13 protein-coding genes are annotated in these 21,883 nt (G+C 41.0%); 11 read left to right on the forward strand and 2 right to left on the reverse strand.

Features of this window, described 5'->3' with window-relative positions:
- Positions 1–133 precede the first annotated feature (133 nt).
- The 10 genes from DWW91_RS13575 to trpS all read left to right on the forward strand — a co-directional run bounded on the left by DWW91_RS13575 (position 134) and on the right by trpS (position 20,643).
- The gene (locus DWW91_RS13575; RefSeq protein ID WP_233584486.1) at positions 134–3,505 is read left to right on the forward strand and encodes a TonB-dependent receptor; all 3,372 of its coding nucleotides are present in this window, start codon (positions 134–136) and stop codon (positions 3,503–3,505) included.
- A gap of 12 nt (positions 3,506–3,517) precedes the next feature.
- A complete protein-coding gene (locus DWW91_RS13580) occupies positions 3,518–5,446 on the forward strand; it encodes a RagB/SusD family nutrient uptake outer membrane protein (protein ID WP_046145552.1) in 1,929 nt (642 codons plus the stop codon).
- Positions 5,447–5,570: 124 nt separating this feature from the next.
- Positions 5,571–6,776: a DUF2264 domain-containing protein gene (locus DWW91_RS13585; protein WP_046145551.1), complete on the forward strand. Its 1,206-nt coding sequence runs from the start codon at positions 5,571–5,573 to the stop codon at positions 6,774–6,776.
- Positions 6,777–6,815: 39 nt separating this feature from the next.
- Positions 6,816–9,185 (forward strand): glycoside hydrolase family 88 protein, encoded by a 2,370-nt coding sequence (locus DWW91_RS13590; RefSeq protein WP_122328033.1) that lies wholly within the window; start codon positions 6,816–6,818, stop codon positions 9,183–9,185.
- 104 nt (positions 9,186–9,289) lie between these two features.
- The gene (locus tag DWW91_RS13595) at positions 9,290–11,602 is read left to right on the forward strand and encodes a DUF5703 domain-containing protein (protein WP_052716659.1); all 2,313 of its coding nucleotides are present in this window, start codon (positions 9,290–9,292) and stop codon (positions 11,600–11,602) included.
- A 398-nt stretch (positions 11,603–12,000) separates the two neighbouring features.
- Complete coding sequence (locus tag DWW91_RS13600) at positions 12,001–12,996, forward strand: metallophosphoesterase (RefSeq protein ID WP_046145549.1); 996 nt, start codon at positions 12,001–12,003, stop codon at positions 12,994–12,996.
- Between the two features lie 106 nt (positions 12,997–13,102).
- Positions 13,103–15,250: an alpha-L-fucosidase gene (locus DWW91_RS13605; protein ID WP_122328034.1), complete on the forward strand. Its 2,148-nt coding sequence runs from the start codon at positions 13,103–13,105 to the stop codon at positions 15,248–15,250.
- 89 nt (positions 15,251–15,339) lie between these two features.
- Entirely contained in the window at positions 15,340–17,886 is a 2,547-nt protein-coding gene (locus DWW91_RS13610; RefSeq protein ID WP_122328035.1) for a glycoside hydrolase N-terminal domain-containing protein, read from the forward strand.
- A 210-nt stretch (positions 17,887–18,096) separates the two neighbouring features.
- Positions 18,097–19,542, forward strand: a complete 1,446-nt coding sequence (locus tag DWW91_RS13615) for a sulfatase-like hydrolase/transferase (protein WP_122328036.1) — start codon at positions 18,097–18,099, stop codon at positions 19,540–19,542.
- A gap of 45 nt (positions 19,543–19,587) precedes the next feature.
- Positions 19,588–20,643 carry a tryptophan--tRNA ligase gene (gene trpS / locus DWW91_RS13620; protein WP_122328037.1) on the forward strand — a complete coding sequence of 352 codons (1,056 nt, stop codon included), beginning with the start codon at positions 19,588–19,590 and terminating at the stop codon, positions 20,641–20,643.
- A gap of 59 nt (positions 20,644–20,702) precedes the next feature.
- Here the strand turns inward: trpS and DWW91_RS27850 are convergent, their stop codons facing one another.
- Positions 20,703–20,873 (reverse strand): hypothetical protein, encoded by a 171-nt coding sequence (locus DWW91_RS27850; RefSeq protein ID WP_165364441.1) that lies wholly within the window; start codon positions 20,871–20,873, stop codon positions 20,703–20,705.
- Positions 20,863–21,171 carry a nucleotidyltransferase family protein gene (locus tag DWW91_RS13625; protein ID WP_007655564.1) on the reverse strand — a complete coding sequence of 103 codons (309 nt, stop codon included), beginning with the start codon at positions 21,169–21,171 and terminating at the stop codon, positions 20,863–20,865. Before DWW91_RS13625 ends, DWW91_RS27850 begins: the two co-directional genes overlap by 11 nt.
- 188 nt (positions 21,172–21,359) lie before the next feature.
- Between DWW91_RS13625 and DWW91_RS13630 the strand changes: the two genes are divergently transcribed.
- Positions 21,360–21,878, forward strand: a complete 519-nt coding sequence (locus DWW91_RS13630; protein WP_044215195.1) for an RNA polymerase sigma-70 factor — start codon at positions 21,360–21,362, stop codon at positions 21,876–21,878.
- Positions 21,879–21,883: the final 5 nt, after the last annotated feature.

Below are 21,883 nucleotides of genomic sequence, written 5' to 3' on the forward strand. Positions count from 1 at the left end.
CCGATGTAAAGTAAACACAAGACGTAAAATTTTTTAGTATTCACTTTAAACATTGAACAAATGTATGAAAAGAAAAACTTTGTTACAGTATTTTGCTGTGCATAATAACAGCGTTAAAGATTTTTTTAGGATTATGAGAATATCGCTATTACTTTTATTTGTCTGTGTATGTCAGTTGATGGCAACAGATATGGATGCGCAAAACACAATTGTTAAAATCAAACAAAATAATATTTCTATCAAGCAGTTGATAAAAGAGATTGAGTTACAGACTGACTATTTAGTTGTTTTCCGAAATCAGGATGTAGATGTGGATAAGCTGATCTTTTTTAAAAAGACCTCAGCTAAAGTGACGGAACTTTTGGAAGAAGTGTGCAGGAATGCTAATATTAATTATGTATTTGAAAATAATTATATCACCTTATCCAAAGGCATTCAGGAGATAAAACAAAATAAGAAAAAGGTAACAGGAGTTGTAATTGACGCTAAAGGAGAACCGATAATCGGAGCTAATGTTGTAGAGATAGGAACATCTAATGGTATTATTACAGATGTAGATGGAAACTATTCATTGGAAGTCGGTGATGGCGCGACTCTTCAGTTCTCATTTATTGGCTATTTGAGTCAGAGTGTTAATGTGAAGGGAAAAACAGTTCTTAATATTACTATGCAGGAGGATACACAGGCTTTAGATGAGGTTGTAGTAGTCGGTTATGGTACGATGCGTAAAAGAGATCTTACAGGTGCCGTAGCCCAAGTACGTCCTGATAAGTTGCTTAAAGAAGGTATTACTACGGTACAAGATATTTTACGGACAGGAGTACCGGGTTTGAATGTCGGCGTTAGTTCTTCTGCCAAAGGTGGCGGATCATTGCAGGTCAGAGGCCAGCGTTCATTATCGGGAAATAATGATCCTTTGATTGTAGTGGATAATGTTATATTTTTTGGTGAATTATCAGAAATCAATCCTCAGGATATTGATCAGTTAGATGTACTGAAGGATGCATCTTCTGCTGCAGTGTTTGGTGCCAAGTCGGCTAATGGTGTTATTATTATAACGACTAAAAAAGGAAAATCAGAAAAACCGACTGTACGTTTTGACGCTAACTGGGGAGTTGTCACTATGGGAAGACAACGCAAAGTGTACGATGCCAATGAATATCTGGACTTTCGTTCAGATTGGTTTGACAGCCAGACTGGTTTTGTTAATCCGGGTAAATATAGACAACCGACTGCTGCAAATCTGAAGAAATATGGTTTAACGATTGATGAGTGGAGAGCAATGTCAGTAGAACAGGGGACAGATGATGAAATCTGGCTGAGTCGTTTAGGCTTGTTCGATAAAGAAAAAGAAAACTATTTTGCCGGTAAAACGTATGATTGGTACGATGAAGCATATCGAACAGGAATCAAGCAGGACTATAATGCGAGTATTTCCGGTCGTGGCGAAAAGGTGAATTATTATTTCTCATTGGGATACTTGGATTCAAAAGGACAAATTATTGGGGATGATTATAAGAGTATTCGTTCGAATCTAAAGGTAGATGCCACCGTTGCCAATTTCTTGACTTTAGGAGCAAATGTGAATTTTCAGGATCGCACAGATGGAAATTTAGCTGTAAAGCCGGAAGATGTATTAAAAAAGAACTCTCCATATTCTACGCCTTATGAAGAAGACGGTAGTTTGGCATGGCATCCTATGGGTGAAAATCCTTTAAATATGGGGTATAACTATCGTTTTGATAGACAGTATAAAGATTTGGAACGTGGTTATACTACACTGAATACTATTTTGACGGCAAAGATTAAATTACCTTTTAATATTAGCTATACGCTTAATTTTACTCCGCGTTTCCAATGGTATCATAATCGTTATCACGAGTCTTCACAGCATCCGGAATGGAAAACGAAACATAATGGTGCTGTAGACAGAGAACAAACACAGCGATTTGAGTGGTTGGTTAATAATACGATTAACTGGGATTATACATTTGCTAAAAAGCATAAAGTGAATGTAACATTGGCTCAGGAAGCCGAGGAACATAGAAAATGGACAGATAAAATTAATGCACGTGATTTTATTCCGACAGATGCATTGGGGCTACATTATGTAGGAGGTGCCGACAAATTAAAAAGTTCTTTTTTAACAGAAGATACTCACAGTACGGGGGATGCCTTGTTAGCTCGTCTATTCTATTCGTATGATGATAAATATATGACAACGTTATCGGTTCGTCGTGATGGATATTCTGCGTTTGGAACATCGAATCCGAGAGCAACTTTCATGTCGGCTGCTTTGGCCTGGGCATTTACGGAAGAGGACTTTTTTACCTGGGAACCGATGAGCCGTGGTAAGTTAAGAGCTTCTTGGGGATCCAACGGTAATCGTGGTGTCGGAATATATGATGCCCTCTCTAACTTGACGACCGGATCAGGGCCTTATGGTTATATAGGTTCAAATGGATCTTTGCAGGAAATTTCAATGTTGTATGTCAGTCGTATGGCGAATCCGAACCTGCGTTGGGAAAGAACTACTTCCTGGAACTTTGGACTTGATTTTGGCTTCCTGAATGATCGTATCATAGGTAGTATTGAATATTACCATATGCCAACTACAGATTTGGTTATGAGTCAGAGCTTGTCTGATATTACCGGTTTTTCAAGCATTACCACAAATTTGGGTGAAGTTCAGAATAAAGGTTTTGAATTGACACTAAATACATTGAATATTCAGAATAGGAATTTTGAATGGAATTCCAGCCTGAATGTTTCCCTGAACAGGAATAAGATCGTGCATTTATATTATACTTATGAAGATGTATTGGATGAAAATGGTAATGTAATTGGAAGAAAAGAAGTGGATGATGAAAAGAATAAATGGTTTATCGGTCATGATATTAATGAAATATGGAATTATCAATATGAAGGAATCTGGCAGTTAGGTGAAGAAGAGGAGGCTGCTAAATATAAACAGGTTCCGGGAGACCCTAAATTCAAAGATATATATGATGTCGAAAACAGAAGATATTCCAATGATGATAAAGTATTTTTAGGATCTACTTCCCCCCGTTTCCGTTGGTCGTTTAGAAATGACTTTACATTTTGGAAGAATTTTAATGTCTCTGTAAATATTTATTCTAAGTGGGGACAGAAAGGTTCTGAAGAGTTTATTAATAGTGGATATGAAGCAGAGCGACAAAATGTGTATAAGCTAAAATATTGGACTCCGGAGAATCCTACGAATGATTATGCCCGCTTAGGTGGTTCGAATGTGGCTAGTGGTGGTCAACGTATTATAGATAAGTCATTTATACGTTTGGAAAGTATTGCACTGGAGTACAATGTACCTAAAAAGTTTTTATCGAAATACCATTTAGGAGGACTGCGTGTATCGGGAAGTGTTCGTAATGTGGCTTGCTGGACTAAGGAATGGCAGTATAATGATCCGGAATACGGAAGTCTGGTTCCTGTTTCATTTAATTTCGGTTTAAGTTTAACGTTATAAAAACAATAAAACATGAAAAATAAAAAGCATATTAAATATATTATGATGGCTGCAGTTTTGTCATCAGCATTGATGATTTCTGGATGTTCTGAGGATTTTTTGAAACCGGACCCTCTCTCTTTTTATGAGCCATCCAAGACTTTTAGAACAAAGGAAGGACTAGAGTCTGCTTTAGCTACTTGTGACAAGCATTTACGCAATATGTATTTTCATTGGCAAGATGCGGACGGAGCTCCTTTTGTTTCTGAAAATCTTTTTTCAGAGATGGCGGTGAATGGAACAACAGACCAGCCTTCAATACCTGGAGTAGGGATTGATCTTGTTACACTGATGCAACCTACTGCTACTGATAATGCTTCAACGATAAGGTATACTTACTTTTGGAGTCAAGCTTATGCTGGTATTAAATATGCAAATTCCATCATTACGAATATTGACTATGTAGAGGGACTGGATCCTAAGTTACATGATGAAATGTTGGGAAGAGCTTATTTTCACCGTGCCTACAGATATTTTAATACAGTCTTTCAATATAAGGATATACCGTTGTTTACGAGAGAAGTACAGGGTACAAAATTCGATTATAAATCGACAAAGCGTTCCGTTATTCTGGATATGATCACAAAAGATTTGGAATATGCTGTTCAAAATGTGCCGGAAGTTGCTGATTATGGAGGTATGATTGATAAAGGAACTTGTCGCCATTTATTGATTAAATGTTATTTGGCAACAGGACAGTTTGATAAAGCAATTGAAGAGGCTAATATTTTAATCAATAACTCAGGATATGCGTTAATGACTGAAAATTTCGGAACCTTTATCAATCCGATGCCGGATGTTCATCCTGTTACACGCAATGTAATCTGGGATTTACACAGACCTGAAAATAAAATGACATCGGCGAATAAAGAAGCAATCTTTTGTATGATTAGTCGTAATGAATCAGCGGAAAGTAGTATTCGTCTTAAAACAATGCGTAATGCAGTTCCTTTTTGGCCTGCTGCTGGAGCTATTGGAATCATGACTCCGAATGGTAAACAAGGCATGGATATTACTACAACTTATTTCAATTATAAAAAAACTTATGGGCGTGGAGTTGCTCGCATGCGTCCAACGAATTATAACCAATATACGTTGTGGGTAAATGATTCGACAGATTTGCGCCATAGCGTGAAACATGGAAATTGGATGGTAATGGAAAATTTCAAATATAATCATCCTAAATTATTCTCGGAGGGAAATGAGTATGCAGGGAAAAATATTCGTTTGTATGGGGATAATGGAGAATTGTTATGTTCCGATACGATACGAAACTGGTTTAACTGGCCTCATTATAAAACTTGGGTAGAAGATCCTAATTATGAGAATAGCAATAACTATGAAGGAGGAGAAGGAGATTGGTATATGTTTCGTTTGGCCGAAACGTATCTTTTGAGAGCTGAAGCGTATATGTGGAAAGGGGATGTAGCTAAAGCTGCAGAAGATGTCAATACGATTCGTAAAAGATCCCAATGTTCAATACTGTTTACTCCGGGAGAAATGAATATGGGAGTTATAATGGACGAAAGAGCAAGAGAATTATATCTGGAAGAATGGCGTCATGTTGAATTAAGTCGTGTTTCTTATATTTTCGCATTGACAGGACAGACTGATGAATTCGGAAAGACTTATACGGAAGAAAAATTGTCTGATGATAGTTATTGGTGGCAAAGGATTTGTAAATACAATAATTTCTATAATTCGGGTATAAAAACTCGTTCCGGAGTAAAGTATACTATTGCTCCGTATCATATATTCTTCCCGATCCCTCAAGGTACCATTGATGCGAACAGAGAAGGTCGCATCAATCAAAACAAGGGATATGCTGGATATGAGTATAATGTAACTCCGTTTGACAATCTGGAAGAAGCGAAGGCTGCAGAATTGGATTATACCAATTAATAGTATGTCATTTGTTACCATTTGGCCTGGAGTGTTCCTATTTGTATAAGGAACATGTTACAGGTCGAATGGTAGTCTTTTGGAATAGAAGTTTTACGTTTGATAATTAAAAACTCTACATAACATGATAAAACATACTTTTAAATTATTGTTGGTTGTCGTAGCTTTAGTATATGTTCCTTTTGTTAAAGCGCAAGAGGATGACCGGATTGTCTGGATAGGTGCGATGACACGCATTGCCGATCCTGTATTGATTAATCTGAGTCAGAACACATTGAAAAAGAATATGCCTTATGAGTCTTTATCGAAGACAAGAAGTAAGTTTTCGCATCTGGAAGCTGTCGGACGTTTGATTTGCGGAATAGCTCCATGGCTAGAACTCGGACCGGATAATACCCCGGAAGGTCAATTGCGGGCGAAATATATTGATTTGGCAGTAAGAGGATTAAGGAATGCTGTTGATCCTAGTGCTCCGGATTATTTGGTTTTCGGAGAACCTTCCCAACCGTTGGTTGACGCTGCCTTTTTAGCTCAAGGATTGCTTCGTGCTCCTAAACAATTGTGGGAGAAGTTGGATGATCAGACTCAAAAACGGATGATCACAGAACTTAAACGTAGCCGGGGTATTAAACCTGGAGAAAACAACTGGTTGCTATTTGCTTCTATGGTGGAAGCTGCATTGCTGGAATTTACCGGCGAATGTGATATGGGGCGTTTGACATACGGAGTTTTTAAATTCCGTGACCAGTGGTATAAAGGCGATGCCATTTATGGAGATGGAAAGTTTTTTCATATGGACTATTATAACAGTTTTGTCATTCATCCAATGTTGACCGATGTTTTGAAAATGATGAAAAAACATCATTTGGAAGGTGCAGATTTTCTGGAAATACAATTGAAACGTCATACTCGGTATGCAGAACAACTGGAACGTTTTATCTCTCCGGAAGGGACCTTCCCTGCAGTGGGCCGTTCTATTTGTTATCGGTTCGGTGCTTTTCATGCATTAAGCCAAGCTGCATTATTACATATGTTACCAGGAAGAGTTAAGCCGGCACAAGTCCGTTGTGCATTGACGACAGTGATACGTAACCAATTTAAGTCTCCGGCCAATTTTGATTCGGATGGTTGGCTACGTGTTGGATTTACCGGTGAACAACTCGATATGTCCGAATCGTATATCAATACTGGTAGCGTGTATTTGTGTGCTGTCGGTCTGCTGGCGCTGGGATTGCCGACAACGGATGAATTTTGGTCGGAGCCGTTTGCCGAATGGACTAATCTGAAAGCTTGGAGTGGCAAAGAAGTAAAGGCGGACCATGCTCTTTAAATAGAAAAAGCTAGTTGGAATTATAAAAAATAAGTATTTATGAAAAACTTGGTAGGTATTATATTACTCATTTTAATTTTTTGTCAGGGGAATTTGTGTGCTCAACAGTATGATGAGGCCCCTTCTTATGCAGAAGATTATGCATTTGTTACACAGGATGGCGCCTGGTGTTGGTTCTCTGATCCAAGGGCTGTCTATGTGGAAAATAAAATAATAGGAGGATTTGTTGATAAACAAGGAAGTATATGGGCTTTCTCTTATGATCCGGTTAATCAGCAGAAAAAACAATATAAATTGAAGGATCAGCTGGACTATGACGATCATGCTAATCCTTCTGTAATGATTCTCCCGGACAAACGTATTATGATTTTCTTTTCGGCACATGGGGGAACGACAAATTCTCCAATCTATTATGCAACGACTGAAAAGCCGGTGGATATTAGTTCATGGAGTAAATTAGATTCGATTGTTCCTAAAATGCCGGGAAATCTTGGGGTTTGTTATACGAATGCTGCAATGCTTTCTGGAGAGAATAATAGAACTTATCTCTTTTTTAGGGGACGTAATTTTAAACCGACTTTTATTGCAAGTGATGATTTAAAGAATTGGAGTGCTCCGGTAACAATTGTTGTCAACGATAGTATTTACGGTGAGAGTGGACGTCCATACATGAAAATGACAACGAACCATAAAGATAAAATCTTTTTTGCTTTTACTGATGCACATCCGCGGGATAGGGCAACCAATTCTATCTATTTCATGATGTATAAAGATGGAAAATTATGTAAGGCAAACGGAGATGTTGTGTCAGAGAGTATGGAGCATGCAGTTATGCCCAGTCAGGTTGATAAAGTATATGATGCTACAAAAACATTCGATAAAGCCTGGATCTGGGATATTGCATTCGATAAGGATGAAAATCCAGTACTTGTGTATGCTCGTTTCAGTGATCGGGATAACAGTCATTCTTATTGGTATGCCCGTTGGACTGGTAGTGAGTGGGAAAATCATCTTATTACTAAAGCCGGGCAATGGTTTCAGCGATCAAATTATGTAAAAGAAAAACCTGAATATGAATGTAATTATTCCGGTGGTGTTTATTTGGATCATGAAAATCCTTCAATCGTTTATACTTCCCGACCAATAAACAATGTTTTTGAGATTGAGCGATGGATTTTTGTCGGAGGTAAAGAAAAGTGGAAAACGGAAACGATCACCAGTGAGTCTTCACGTGATAATGTACGACCATTTGTCGTTAGAAATCATAAGGGAGGCCAACCGGATGTTTTATGGATGTATAACTATGAGTATCCGGGTTTCAGAGCATACAATTCGGCGATCCGTATCAATCAAAAAGCAAAAGGCTTCAGCTCGGAGTTGAATAAAGAGGCAATATCACAAGTGGCAAATGCTGTCTTTGATTGGCAAATGAAAGATTATAAAGTAAATAGAAATAGTTGTAATCAGGGATGGGTAAGCGGTGTTCTGTACAATGGTTTATTTGATTGGGCTGACTGCTCTAATAATAAAGGCTATATCGATTTTCTGAATAAGATATTTTCAGGTTTCTCCTGGCAAGTGGGTAACAGAATGTATCATGGTGATGATCTTTGTGTTGGACAGGCCTATTTGGATATGTATGCTAAGTTTAAAAAAGAGAATATGTTGGTCCCGACAAAAGCCCGGGTTGATTGGGTGATGGCTAATCCTCCGGCAGAAAATATCGATGTAATGAAGGGGCATAGTGATCGTTGGTGGTGGTGTGATGCTTTATATATGGCTCCCCCTGTATATGCTCGTTTATACACTCTGACAGGGAACAAAAAATATATGAAGTTTGCACATAAGGAATTTTTGGCAACATATGATCATTTATATGACAAAGAGGAGCATTTGTTTTATCGGGATGCAAGATATCTAGATACGAAAGATGAAAATGGGACAAAGGTTTTCTGGAGCCGTGGTAATGGTTGGGTAATAGCGGGTTTAGTGGAGGTATTGAAGAATCTGCCGGAAGAGGATAAAAAGTACCGTCCGTTTTATCTGCAATTATATCGGGAGATGTGTGAAAAACTGATCGAACTTCAGGGGGAAGATGGTTATTGGCGTTCTAGTTTGTTGAACAAAGAGACTTTTCCTATGCCGGAAACAAGTGGAACAGGTCTATTTACTTATGCTTTGGCTTATGGCGTTAACCAGGGGCATTTACCTAAGGATAAATATATGCCGGCTGTAGAAAAGGGTTGGAATGCATTGGTAAAAGCTGTAAATACAGAAGGAAAAATTGGCTGGGTTCAAATGGTGGCAGATAAACCGGGAAAGGTTGAAAAGAAATCGGTTAGAGGCTATTCGGTCGGAAGTCTATTGATGACAGCAGCAGAGTTATATGAATTCTTGGAAAAAAAATAGATATTATGAGTTTTGGGGACTATTTAAAATATTCAATTTGTTTTCTAGCATTATTTTCTTGTCAATATTCGGGAAAGAAGGAAAAGCTTTCCCTGTGGACTGACATGTACAATGTCATTTGGGATCAACCATCTTTGAATGCATCGGAATCTATGCCATTTGGAGGAGGAGATATCTGTTGTAATGTGTGGGTCGAGTCTGGTGATATTTTACTTTATATGCAGAAAAGTGGCTGTTTTAGCGAAAACGGAGAATATTTGAAATTAGGGCGTGTCCGATTACGTCTTTCTCCTAACCCATTTATTCAATATACTAAATTTGAACAATGTTTAAAACTGAAAGATGGTTCCATTCTGATATCGGCCAATAAGGATAACGGAGAGTCTGTTTGTATCAAAGTCTGGGTAGATATATTTACCCAGTCTATCCATTTTGACATGCATTCGAATAAAAAAATAGCATTAGAAGCTTTTTACGAGAATTGGAGAACGGAAGATAAGGAACTGACTGATAAAAATAGAGGACGTTTCGGTTGTTTTGGACTGGAAGGTTATCCGGGGAAAGTTATCAAGAAAAAAGATCAGATTGTTTTTTCTGAAAATGGGATTCTGTTTTATCATAGGAATACAGGGAATACCTTATCACCGGATGTAATGATCGAGCAACAGAAGCTTTCCCGTTATAAAGATGAAATATGCAATACTATTAGTAATCTGACATTCGGAGGCTTTATATTTGGAGATAATTTGGTCGCTGGAAGTATAACAGAAGGAAAGTATTGCAACACCGATTTTAAATCCTGGTCTCTGAAAAGTAAAAAGGCCAGTAATGACTATCATTTCCAGATTGCAACTTATAAGGAGCAAACTGCAGATGTTAATCAATGGATCTCCTGTTTAAAAGAAAAGGCTGCTGTGGCAAATAATGAAAAAGGAAATCCGGAGAGAAACACAGAATGGTGGAGAGAATTTTGGAATCAAAGTTGGATAATTACAGATCCAACCAGAAGGGATTCTGCCTGTTTGTGGGAGGTCGGTCGTAACTATCAGTTATTTCGCTATCAGTTAGGTTGTAATTTATATGGAGAATATCCTTCTAAATTTAATGGAGGGAATCTTACTTTTGACCCTGCATATGTCGATTCCAGATTAGAGCATGATCCGGATTGGCGACAATGGGGTGGAGATGTTTTTACGGCGCAAAATCAACGTCTTCTTTTTTGGCCTCTGTTAAAAAGTGGAGATTTTGACGGGATGATAGCCCAGTTTAATTTGTATAAACGTGGATTGAAGGGTGCACAATTGAGGGTTCAGGAATATTTTGGACACAATGGCGCCATGTTCTGCGAATATGCAAATGATGCAGGACTTGATTTTGGAGCTGGATGGGGCTGGAATGATAGTAATATTAGGCAACGGGGAAAAGAACTGCCATTCGGTTCGCCGGAGATAAAAGCTGTCAACACTTATTTTGAGCCGGTGGAACATGGAGTTATGGCTAATGGTTCTATTGCCTATCATTGGGAATCACAGGTCGAACATGCCTATATGATTTTGGAATATCATCGTTTTACCGGCAGGAATATTGACGAATATATGCCTTTTATCAAAAATGCCTTGATCTTTTTCGATGAACATTATCAGAAAAGAGAATTGATGAGGACCGGGAAAGCTTTGGATAATAACGGTAAGCTAGTATTTTTCCCGTCTACTTCCTGTGAATCATATCGTGGAGCGAAGAATCCTGCGGATTTGGTTTCGGGTATTCATTCTTGTTTGGAGGAGTTACTGAGGTTGAAGAGTGATTCTATTTCAGAAAAGGATAGGACTTACTTCTCTTCTTATTTGCAGCGATTGCCCGGTCTGTATTATGATGTGATGAAAGGGGATACAATAGTGAAACCGGCAGAATCGTTTATTAAATATCAAAATGTGGAGTGTCCGCAATTTTATCCACTTTTTCCGTTTAACCGATATGATATCAATAGTAATAAAATTCAGTTGTTTAAGAACACTTGGAAGCATGGGAGTTTCCCTAAAAATATGGTAATCAGTTGGCACCAGGATGGTATTTTTTATGCACGAATGGGGATGGTAGATGAGGCGTATAGTTATAACATGCAGAAGTTGAAAAGTGCAGAACGACGTTTTCCTACGTTTTGGGGACCTGGTCATGATTGGGTTCCGGATCATAATTGGGGAGGATCAGGTATGATTGGTTTGCAGGAGATGTTGTTGCAGACAGTAGGTGATAAAATACATATATTACCTTGTTGGCCCAAAGAGAAAGATGTGTATTTTAAGTTACATGCACCACAGAACACAACTGTTGAGGTCGAATATAGTGGTGGTAGAATTCAAAAATTGGAAGTTCTTCCAGCCAACCGTATGAAAGACGTAGAGGTGTTTCTGGAGTAAATTCTAAACAATCGATGACTGATATTAAATCCGGGTAATTCATAGGAACATTCGAAGCGTCACCGCTGGTATATCGTGCACCGGTAGTGGTACTTCGAGTGTACCTAAAAATACAGCAAGATTGAAAGATGTATGATTTTTATTCTTTTGTTTTTGAATTATGTAAATATATGTGTGGATGGGATGGATTTGTGTGAAAACCAATAAAAACACATTGGTTCAGTAGGGTATGCAAACCTTTGCGTAAATTTTTCTTCTTACAATTGGGACGAATTGGGAAATAATGACGTACTTTTGAAATGGAAAAAAACTTAATGACTTATTAAAGCCTTATGGCAGAAGTATTTGGATATTCGTCAAGGTAGTAATCGATATTTAATAAAACAATAATTAAATTTATGAACTATTTGAAATTAGTGCATTTGTTTCTAGCTGTAACCATGATGGGGACGGTGATGATATCTTGTGTAAAAAAAGAAGCACCGGTAAGATTCGCCATTGCATCGGATTTTCATGCACCGGATGTTCCGGGCGGGAAGGAACGTGTTGAAACATTTATTAAAGCGGCCAGTGATGAGAATGTCGATTTTATCATTGAACTAGGGGATTTTTGTCGACTTGACAGTGCGAGCCAAGTGTACAGAGATGTATGGAACAGTTTTAAAGGAGAAAAACATCATGCCATAGGGAATCATGACCTTGACCGTTACAGTGTAGATGAATATGTAGTGGGAATGGGTATGCCGAATCGTTATTATTCATTTGACAAGGGTAATTTTCATTTTGTGGTACTTGATGGTAATAATTATTCCGATGGTGAAGAAATTCATCATTATGACCATGCGAATTATGGGAAGTATCCGTTGAGCAACCATTCGTATATGGACAAGGAGCAAATGGAATGGCTGGAAAAGGATTTGGCATCGACGGACTTGAAGACCGTTTTGCTGTCTCATCAAAGTTTGGATAGTGAACTTAAAAACGGTGTAGAAGTGCGGAACATTCTGGAAAAGGAAAACAAACGTGCGGGATTTAAGAAAGTGCTACTTGCTTTCAGCGGGCATAACCATAGTAATTATACGAAAAATATTAATGGGATCACCTATATGCAGATCAATAGTGCTTCCTATGTGTGGATCGGCAAGGAGACTATGACAGAGAAGCGATTTCCAAAAGAAATCAATGATAAATATGGCCTGATGGCATATTCTATGATGTATGATAAACCTCTGTATGCTATTGTGACATTGACAGAAGAGGGTGCTGATGTAAAAGGAGTAAAGGCTGATTTTATGCCTCCTGCACCGAAAGAAGTCGGGTTGGGTGATTCTATAGGCGGTTATCCTTTGGTGTCGACCATTGAAGATGTCTATGTGGAATTTACCGACAAGTAAAGAAATATCCGTAAACCTTTGTGTAATTTTTTACATATGTTAATTTATTGAATTAGAGATTTAAAGCGTATTTTTGGTTTCTCAACATATTTATCATATAAAACACATGAAAAAAATCTATTCATTTTTGGTAGGGACTATGCTTCTTTCTGCCTGTTCTCAAACGCAGGAATCGAGTATGCCTATTCAAAATACGATTAAAATTGAGGAGGGCGACACTAAAGAACTCATTATTGAGAAAGCTGCCCATGTGGTGCCGACTCCTAACCAATTGGCGGCACTGCAAAATGAGTTTATCGCTTTTATTCATTTCGGGCCGAATACGTTTACCCGGATGGAATGGGGGAACGGTATGGAAGATCCGAAAGTGTTCGATCTGAAGGAACTCGATACCGATCAGTGGTGTGAAGCGATGAAAGCTGCCGGCATGAAAATGGTTATTATTACCGTAAAGCATCATGACGGATTTGTCCTTTGGCAAAGCCGTTATACAAAACATGGCATTATGTCGTCGAATTTCCGGGACGGTAAAGGCGATGTCTTAAAAGACTTGTCCGCTTCTTGTCAGAAATACGGATTGAAGCTGGGTGTTTATCTTTCACCGGCCGATTTGTTCCAGATAGAAAGTCCTGACGGATTATATGGAAATCTCAGTGAATATACAAAACGAACCATCCCGCGCGAAGTGCCGGGCAGACCGTTTGCCAACCAAACGAAATTTGAGTTTGTGGTGGACGATTACAATGAATATTTCCTGAACCAGTTGTTTGAAATACTGACTGAATATGGCCCGATACATGAAGTCTGGTTTGACGGTGCACATCCGAAACGGAAAGGTGGCCAGACTTACAACTATCCGGCATGGAAAGAACTGATCCATAAACTGGCTCCGAATGCTGTGATATTCGGTCGTGAAGATGTTCGCTGGTGTGGTAACGAGGCCGGTGGAACCCGTCCTACGGAATGGAACGTAATCACTTACCAGGCAGATCCGGATACAATGACACAGTTTGCCGATATGACAGACCCCGTGCTGGGCGATCGCGAGAAACTATATCAGGCAAAATACCTGCATTATCAGCAGGCAGAAACTAATACGTCTATCCGTGAAGGCTGGTTCTACCGTGATGATACACATCAGAAAGTGAGAAGTGCCGATGATGTGTTCGATATTTACGAACGGGCTGTTGGAGGTAACTCTACCTTCCTGTTGAACATACCGCCTAACCGTGACGGTAAATTCTCTCCGGCAGACGTTGAGTCGTTGAAAAAGGCCGGTAAACGTATTCGCGAGACATACGGCACGGATTTGTTGGCTGGTGCTAAAGGTCCGAAAGAAGTTTTGGATGGAAAGAATGACACTTATTTGTTGATGAAAGAGAAGGAGTTTACCGTTACAATGCCTTCTCCTGTCACCCTCAACCGTATCATGCTTCAGGAAGCCATTGCCACTCATAGTGAACGTGTGGAGAAACATGCAGTAGACGCCTGGATCGACGGCGCCTGGAAAGAGATTGCTGTATCGACCAATATCGGTTATAAACGTATCCTTCGTTTCCCGGAGGTGACAACTGACAAGCTTCGTTTCCGTTTGTTGGAATCTCGCTTGATTCCGGTTATCAGCCATATCTCAGCCCATTATTACAAATCTCGTACGCCCCAGTTGAGCTTTAGACGAGATATGGATGGCAAAGTGGCTATCAAGCCTAAGTTGCAAGATTTCGGGTGGAATTCTCACGGACAGAATGCGGCTGAAAACCTGAATGTAGGATATAAGATTTATTATACGACAGATGGTACTGAACCGAGCGAAACTTCTACCGAATATAAAGAACCGGTTGTATTGGATCGTTGTGAATTGAAAGCGGTTGCTGTTTTACATGGTGAAAAAGGAGCTGTGGCCAGTGAACGACTGGGATTGATTAAGAAAGACTGGAAGTTGTCAGAGGTGAAAGGTAATCCGTTGTATCTGACTATTGACTTAGGAAAGAGCCAGGAACTGAGCGGATTGGCTTATACGCCACAGGCCGGTAAGAACTTCAAAGGAGGTGTGACCAAAGTTGTTGTCAAAGTCAGTGATGACGGACAGCAGTGGAAAACAGTGGAAAGTGTGGAGTTTGGGAATTTAGTGAACGACCCGACTAAACGTTTCCATTATTTCAAGAATACTGTTGCTGCCCGTTATGTGCGTATAGAACCTACTGTAATGGCACAGGAAGGCAAGCTTACTTTGGGTAATATAGACCTGCTCTGATTGAAATATTGTAAAAAACTTTTGATGTCTCCGGAAAACAACTACTTTTGTTGTCCGGAGACATTTTTTGTAATTAACATCTAATAATCATGAATATACGCGTTTTATTTTCTCTTCTTCTATGTTTTTGTTGTTTCGCGTGTGCGGAAACACAAAAGAAAGAATCGCTTGTCTTGTGGTATAACGAACCTTCGGAAAACTGGAATGAAGCCCTTCCGATCGGTAACGGCCGTGCCGGAGCCATGGTGTTTGGCGGCGTAGACAAGGAACAGTTGCAACTGAACGAAAACACGCTTTATAGCGGGGAACCTTCGACTGTCTTTAAAGATATCAAAATTACCCCCGAGATGTTCGATAAGGTGGTAGGACTGATGAAGGCGCAAAAGTATGACGAAGCCTCCGACCTTGTCTGCAAACATTGGTTGGGTCGTCTGCACCAGTATTATCAGCCTTTTGGCGATCTGTTTATCGAGAACAACAAGCCGGGAGAAGTGTCCGGTTATAAACGTGAACTGAATATCTCGGATGCCGTCACCCGTACGGTTTTCGAACAGAACGGTGTGCAGTATGAACGTGAGATATTTGCTTCCCATCCTGACGATGTTATTATCGTCCACCTGAAAAGCAGTACTCCGGACGGCCTTGATCTGTCTCTTAATTTCACCTCTCCGCACCCGACTGCCAAACAGTCGAAAGGAACCGACCGTCTGGTTCTTCACGGACAGGCTCCGGGATATGTGGAACGCCGTACGTTTGAACAGATGGAAGCCTGGGGCGATCAATATAAGCATCCGGAATTATATGATGAAAAAGGGAACCGTAAATTCGATAAACGTGTTCTTTACGGTGACGAGATTGATAACAAGGGTATGTTCTTCGAAGCCCAGTTGAAGCCTGTTCTTCCTAAAGGTGGCGATTATGAAATAACCGATGCGGGCGTACATGTGTATAATACCAATGAAGTTTACTTCGTATTAAGTATGGCCACCAGTTTCAATGGTTTCGATAAAAGTCCGAGCCGTGAAGGCGTAGACCCTTCCGCTAAAGCTGCCGGTATTCTGGATAAAGCCCTTGCTTATGATTATAAGCAATTGAAACAACGTCATATGGCAGATTATCAGAAGCTATTCGACCGCGTTGACTTGCAACTGCCTTCTTCTACGGAACAAAAGGCAATGCCTACCGATCAGCGTATTGCTCAGTTTGAGACGATGGGGGATCCCGATCTTGCTGCTCTGTTGTTTCAATTCGGTCGTTACCTGATGATCAGTGGTTCGCGTCCCGGAGGACAACCGTTGAACTTACAAGGAATATGGAATAAAGATGTTGTTCCTGCCTGGAACAGTGGATATACAATCAATATCAATACCGAAATGAATTATTGGCCGGCAGAAGTGACCAACTTGTCCGAATGCCACGAACCTCTTTTCCGCCTGATCGACGAACTGGCGGTTTCCGGAGCCGAAACAGCCCGCAACATGTATAACAGGCGCGGTTGGGTAGGGCATCATAATACATCTATCTGGCGTGAATCCGTACCCAATGATAATGTGCCGACTGCCTCTTTCTGGCCGATGGTGCAAGGTTGGTTATGCAGCCATCTTTGGGAACATTATCTTTACACACAGGATCAGGACTTTTTGAAGAACAGGGCTTACCCGTTGATGAAAGGGGCAGCCGAGTTCTTTGCCGACTGGCTGATAGATGATGGTAACGGACGTTTGGTAACTCCTGTCGGCGTTTCTCCTGAAAACCGTTTTATCATGGATAACGGTAAACAGGGAGCTATGACGATGGGGCCGACTATGGATATGGCTATTGTCCGCGAAACTTTCACCCGTACGCTTCAAGCTGCGGAAATGCTGGGTTTGGACGAATCGCTTCAGGCTGAACTGAAGGATAAACTTCCCCGCCTGTTACCTTATCAGATCGGTGCACGGGGCCAATTACAGGAATGGATGTATGATTTTAAGGAATGGGAACCGAAACACCGTCATTTCTCCCATTTGTACGGACTTCATCCCGGTAATCAGATCACGGCAGACGGAACTCCTGATTTGTTCGATGCAGTCAAACAAACCTTGATTTTGCGTGGCGACGAAGCCACCGGTTGGTCGATGGGATGGAAAATCAACTGTTGGGCCCGTTTGCAGGATGGAAACCATGCTTATAGAATTGTTTCAAACTTATTTAACCCGGTCGGTTTTGGCAATGGACGTAAAGGAGGCGGCCTGTTTAAGAATATGCTGGATGCTCATCCTCCTTTCCAGATCGACGGTAACTTCGGATATACAGCCGGTGTAGCCGAAATGTTGATGCAGAGCCATGCCGGATTTATCCAACTGTTGCCTGCCCTGCCCGATGTATGGGGCGAAGGCTCTGTATCCGGTCTGAAAGCACGTGGAAATTTCGAAGTAGCCATGAATTGGAAACAAGGTCATTTGTCAGAAGCGACGATTCTTTCCGGAAGTGGTAACGAGTGCCGGTTAAGGACTTCGGTTCCTGTTACGATTAAAGAGGGTGGTAAAGAGGTGGCTACTTCTTCGCCGGTTACTTCCAACGGGAAAGAATATTACGAAACAACCTTTGCCACGGTTGCCGGAAAGAGTTACCGGGTGAATCCGGCTACTCTTTGAGGCAATCTGTAAGATCCTGAGGAACTCTCTTTTTATCGATGCTGGCATCGGTGTGAATAGCTCCCTGGGTAAAAAGTGTTTCTAAGTAATGAAACAACTGTTTCAATAAGGAGAAACAACTGTTTCATTATGATGAAACACTTCCAACAATGCAACTCTGGTAAGAGCCAATCAGAACAATAAAGAATATACAAACTAAGTAAAACTTTTATGAATAAGAAATTAACCTTATTAAGTACGGCCATGCTTTCAGCAACCAGCCTGTTTGCTGCCGATAAGAATCCCAATATCATCCTGATACTGGCGGATGACATGCGTGGAACGGCAATGGATTTCCTGGGTGTCGAGGACATACACACTCCCAATCTGGATAAACTGGCTGCCGAGAGTACCGTCTTTACGAACGCTCATATCATGGGCGGAACCTCCGGCGCAGTCAGTATGCCGAGCCGTGCCATGCTGATGACCGGTAAATATCTCTACACCCTAGAAAAGCAGGGGGCAACTGTTCCGGAAGACCATAAACTGATTGGTGAAACATTGCAGCAGTCCGGTTATAATTCCTTCCATACCGGCAAATGGCATAACGGCTACCAGGCAATGAACCGTTGCTTCAATGATGGTAAAGGCATCTACTTCGGTGGCATGTGGGACCACTGGAACGTACCGCTCTACGACTACAATGCCGATTGCGACTATAGCAATAAACGCCCTGTCGTAAAAGATTGGGCAAAAAGCAATGTCATTACGTATGAAAAAGGCGAATATATGCTCTCTGGCAAACACTCGGTAGATATCTTTACCGAAGATGCCGTCGAATATATCGAAAAACAAAAGGAAGCCGGCAAACCCTTCTTCCTCTCCGTTGCCTATATGTCGCCGCACGACCCGCGTACCATGCCGGACGAATACATGCGCCAGTACGACTTCGACAAAATCCAGTTGCCACCGAACTATATGGATAAGCATCCGTTCGACAACGGCGAATTGGTGATCCGTGACGAGGTACTCGCCGCCATTCCCCGTGTGCCGGACGAAATCAAGAAACATATCATGGAATACTACGCCATGGTCACCCATGTGGACCGCCGTGTGGGCGATATCGTGAAAGCCTTGAAAGAAACGGGCGAATATGAAAATACAATTATCGTCTTTGCCGGCGATAACGGATTGGCAGTCGGACAACACGGTCTGATGGGCAAGCAGAATGTGTATGAACATAGTGTCCGTGTACCTCTGATGATTAAACAGGCAGGCAAAGACGTCAAAGGACAGAAGAGCGATAAGCTGTGTTACCTGATCGACGTTTTCCCGACTTTGTGCGAGATGGTCGGTGCGAATATCCCTTCTTCGGTAGACGGCGTGAGCCTTGTCCCCGCCATCAAAGAAGACAAACCCGTGCGCGATTATCTCTATTACAGCTATATGGATAACCAGCGTGCCGTATCCGATGGCGAATGGAAGCTGTGCGAATATAATGTAAAAGGCGTGCGTACCACCCAACTGTTCAATTTGAAGGCCGATCCTTGGGAGATGAATAACCTGGCAGGAGAAAAGAAACATGCCAAACTGATTAAGAAACTGCGCAACCAAATGACTTTGGAGCAGGAGAAAACGAAAGACAATTCGTCTTTCTGGAACGGATTTGTATTCTAAAATTACTATCTTTGCGGCTGTTTGAATAAAATAAAGAATTTAGAAATGGAAACAGTAGTAAGTGGCATCAGGCCAACAGGTAATTTGCATCTGGGGAATTACTTCGGAGCAGTAAAGAGTTTTCTGCAAATGCAGAATGAGTATAATTGCTTTTTCTTTATTGCAGACTGGCACTCCCTGACTACGCATCCGCGTCCGGAAAATATCCGTAACAGCGCGAAGACAATCCTGGCTGAATATCTGGCCTGCGGCATCGATCCCGAAAAGGCGACTATCTATATACAGAGCGACGTGTGTGAAGTGGCAGAGTTGTATCTCTACCTCAATATGAATGCCGGTATCGGCGAATTGATGCGTACGACTTCTTTCAAGGATAAAGCGCGTCAGATGCTTCATATCGACCGTGTAAATACGGCGGAAGGTGACGTGGAAAAAGAAATCTTCAACGAAGGAAACCGTCATAGCGTAAGTGCAGGCTTGCTGACTTACCCGACTTTGATGGCCGGCGATATCATCATCCACAAAGCCGTGAAAGTGCCGGTAGGAAAAGACCAGGAACAGAATATGGAGATGGCCCGCCGTTTTGCCCGCCGCTTCAATTCAACGTTTGAAGTCGATTTCTTCCCCGAACCGGCATCATTCCACCTGACAGAGAAGGCAGTAAAAGTTCCTGGCCTGGACGGTTCCGGTAAGATGGGTAAGAGCGAAGGCAATGCCATCTATCTGATCGATGATGAAAAAGCAATCAAGAAAAAGGTCATGAAGGCAGTCACCGATGCCGGTCCTACGGAACCGAATAGTGTGAAGCCCGAACCGATTGCCAACTTGTTTGCCATGATGGATATCGTTTCAACGAAAGATACATACGATTTCTTCAACGAAAAGTACAACAACTGCGAAATTCGTTACGGCGATTTGAAGAAGCAGCTGGCAGAAGATATCAACAACTTCTGTGCACCGATCCGCGAAAAGATTATCGACATCCGTTCCAACGAGGAATACATGGAGAAAGTAGCCCGCATGGGAGCCGAAAAAGCCCGCGAAAGCGCCGCTAAAACATTAGCGGAAGTCCGTGAAATTATCGGGTTTCGGCCGTATTGATTTCAGGATAGTTTAGGAGAAAAAAAAGAGAGGCACGCAGAGATCTATTCTGTGTGCCTTTATAATATGGTGAAACCTCCTAATAAGTCTTCAACTTGTTCTTTTAGTTTCGGCAGATTTTTGTTAACAACTCCCCAGATAATGACGTTGTCGACTTTATCATAATACTCCTCGATCGATGAGATCGATTGTTGTATATCATATAGATATTTCTGAATACTACGCGCCATAAAGAAGCTGTTTTGTCTGTTCTACATCGGCAATAAAGAATGGGTTTGAGAGTGAACGATGAGTGACAAGATCGATTTTCCTTCGAAACAACTCTGTTAGTTTATTATGTAAAAGAAAATAATTATCGGTATATTCTTCAATAGAAATATCCGGCTCGAACTCTATCAATAGGTCGATATCGCTTTTTTCGGTAAATCGGGGTGTATTTACCGAACCAAAAGCATAAAGGCTTTTTACTTTATACCGCCGACAAAGCTCCTTTAGAGCTTCCAGTTTATTGTGTAAAATGTGGTTCATACTACCTCCTGTCTTTTTTGTTACACAACAAAGATAACAATCTTGCAATAAATCGTGCTGGATTTGATAATAGATTAACTATCCTTTAGCCCATAATTTCTTAAATATGTGATAAAGATGTTGAAATTATATCTGACTATCAAGAAATCTGCTTTACTTTGTGGCGAATAGTTACAGATAGCAAACGTATGGCAATCATTTCCAGCGGAGAGTTTGAACAGTATTTCAGGGATTTGTATAAACCTCTGTGCTTGTTTGCACTCCGTTTCACTGAACGGTTAGATGATGCGGAGGATATTGTACAGCAAGCCTTTGCCGATGTATGGGATAAGAATATCAATAATGTGTTGATTGAGAATCTTAAATCCTATATGTACCAGGCAGTACGCAACCGTTCCCTGTCGCTGGTGACTCAGCCGGTCGAATTGCAGACTACCGACCAGTTTCCGGATATGGAAGACTCGTCGGAAGAGGAGCAGATGTATAATGCCGAACGCGATGCCCGGCTGTGGAATGCTATCGACGGTTTACCTCCCGAACGCAAAAAAATCTTTTTACTTTCCAAACGCGACGGCCTGAAGTACCAGGAGATTGCGGAAGAACTGAATATCTCAATCAAGACGGTTGAGAATCAGATGGGTAAGGCTTTGAAAGCGTTGCGGGAAACAGCTGTGCGTATCTATAACTTTCTCTTGGGGCTGGCGTGACCTGA

Origin of the sequence: Parabacteroides sp. AF17-3 (assembly GCF_003635445.1) — a bacterium.
In the GTDB taxonomy this organism is placed as follows: Bacteria; Bacteroidota; Bacteroidia; order Bacteroidales; family Tannerellaceae; genus Parabacteroides; species Parabacteroides goldsteinii.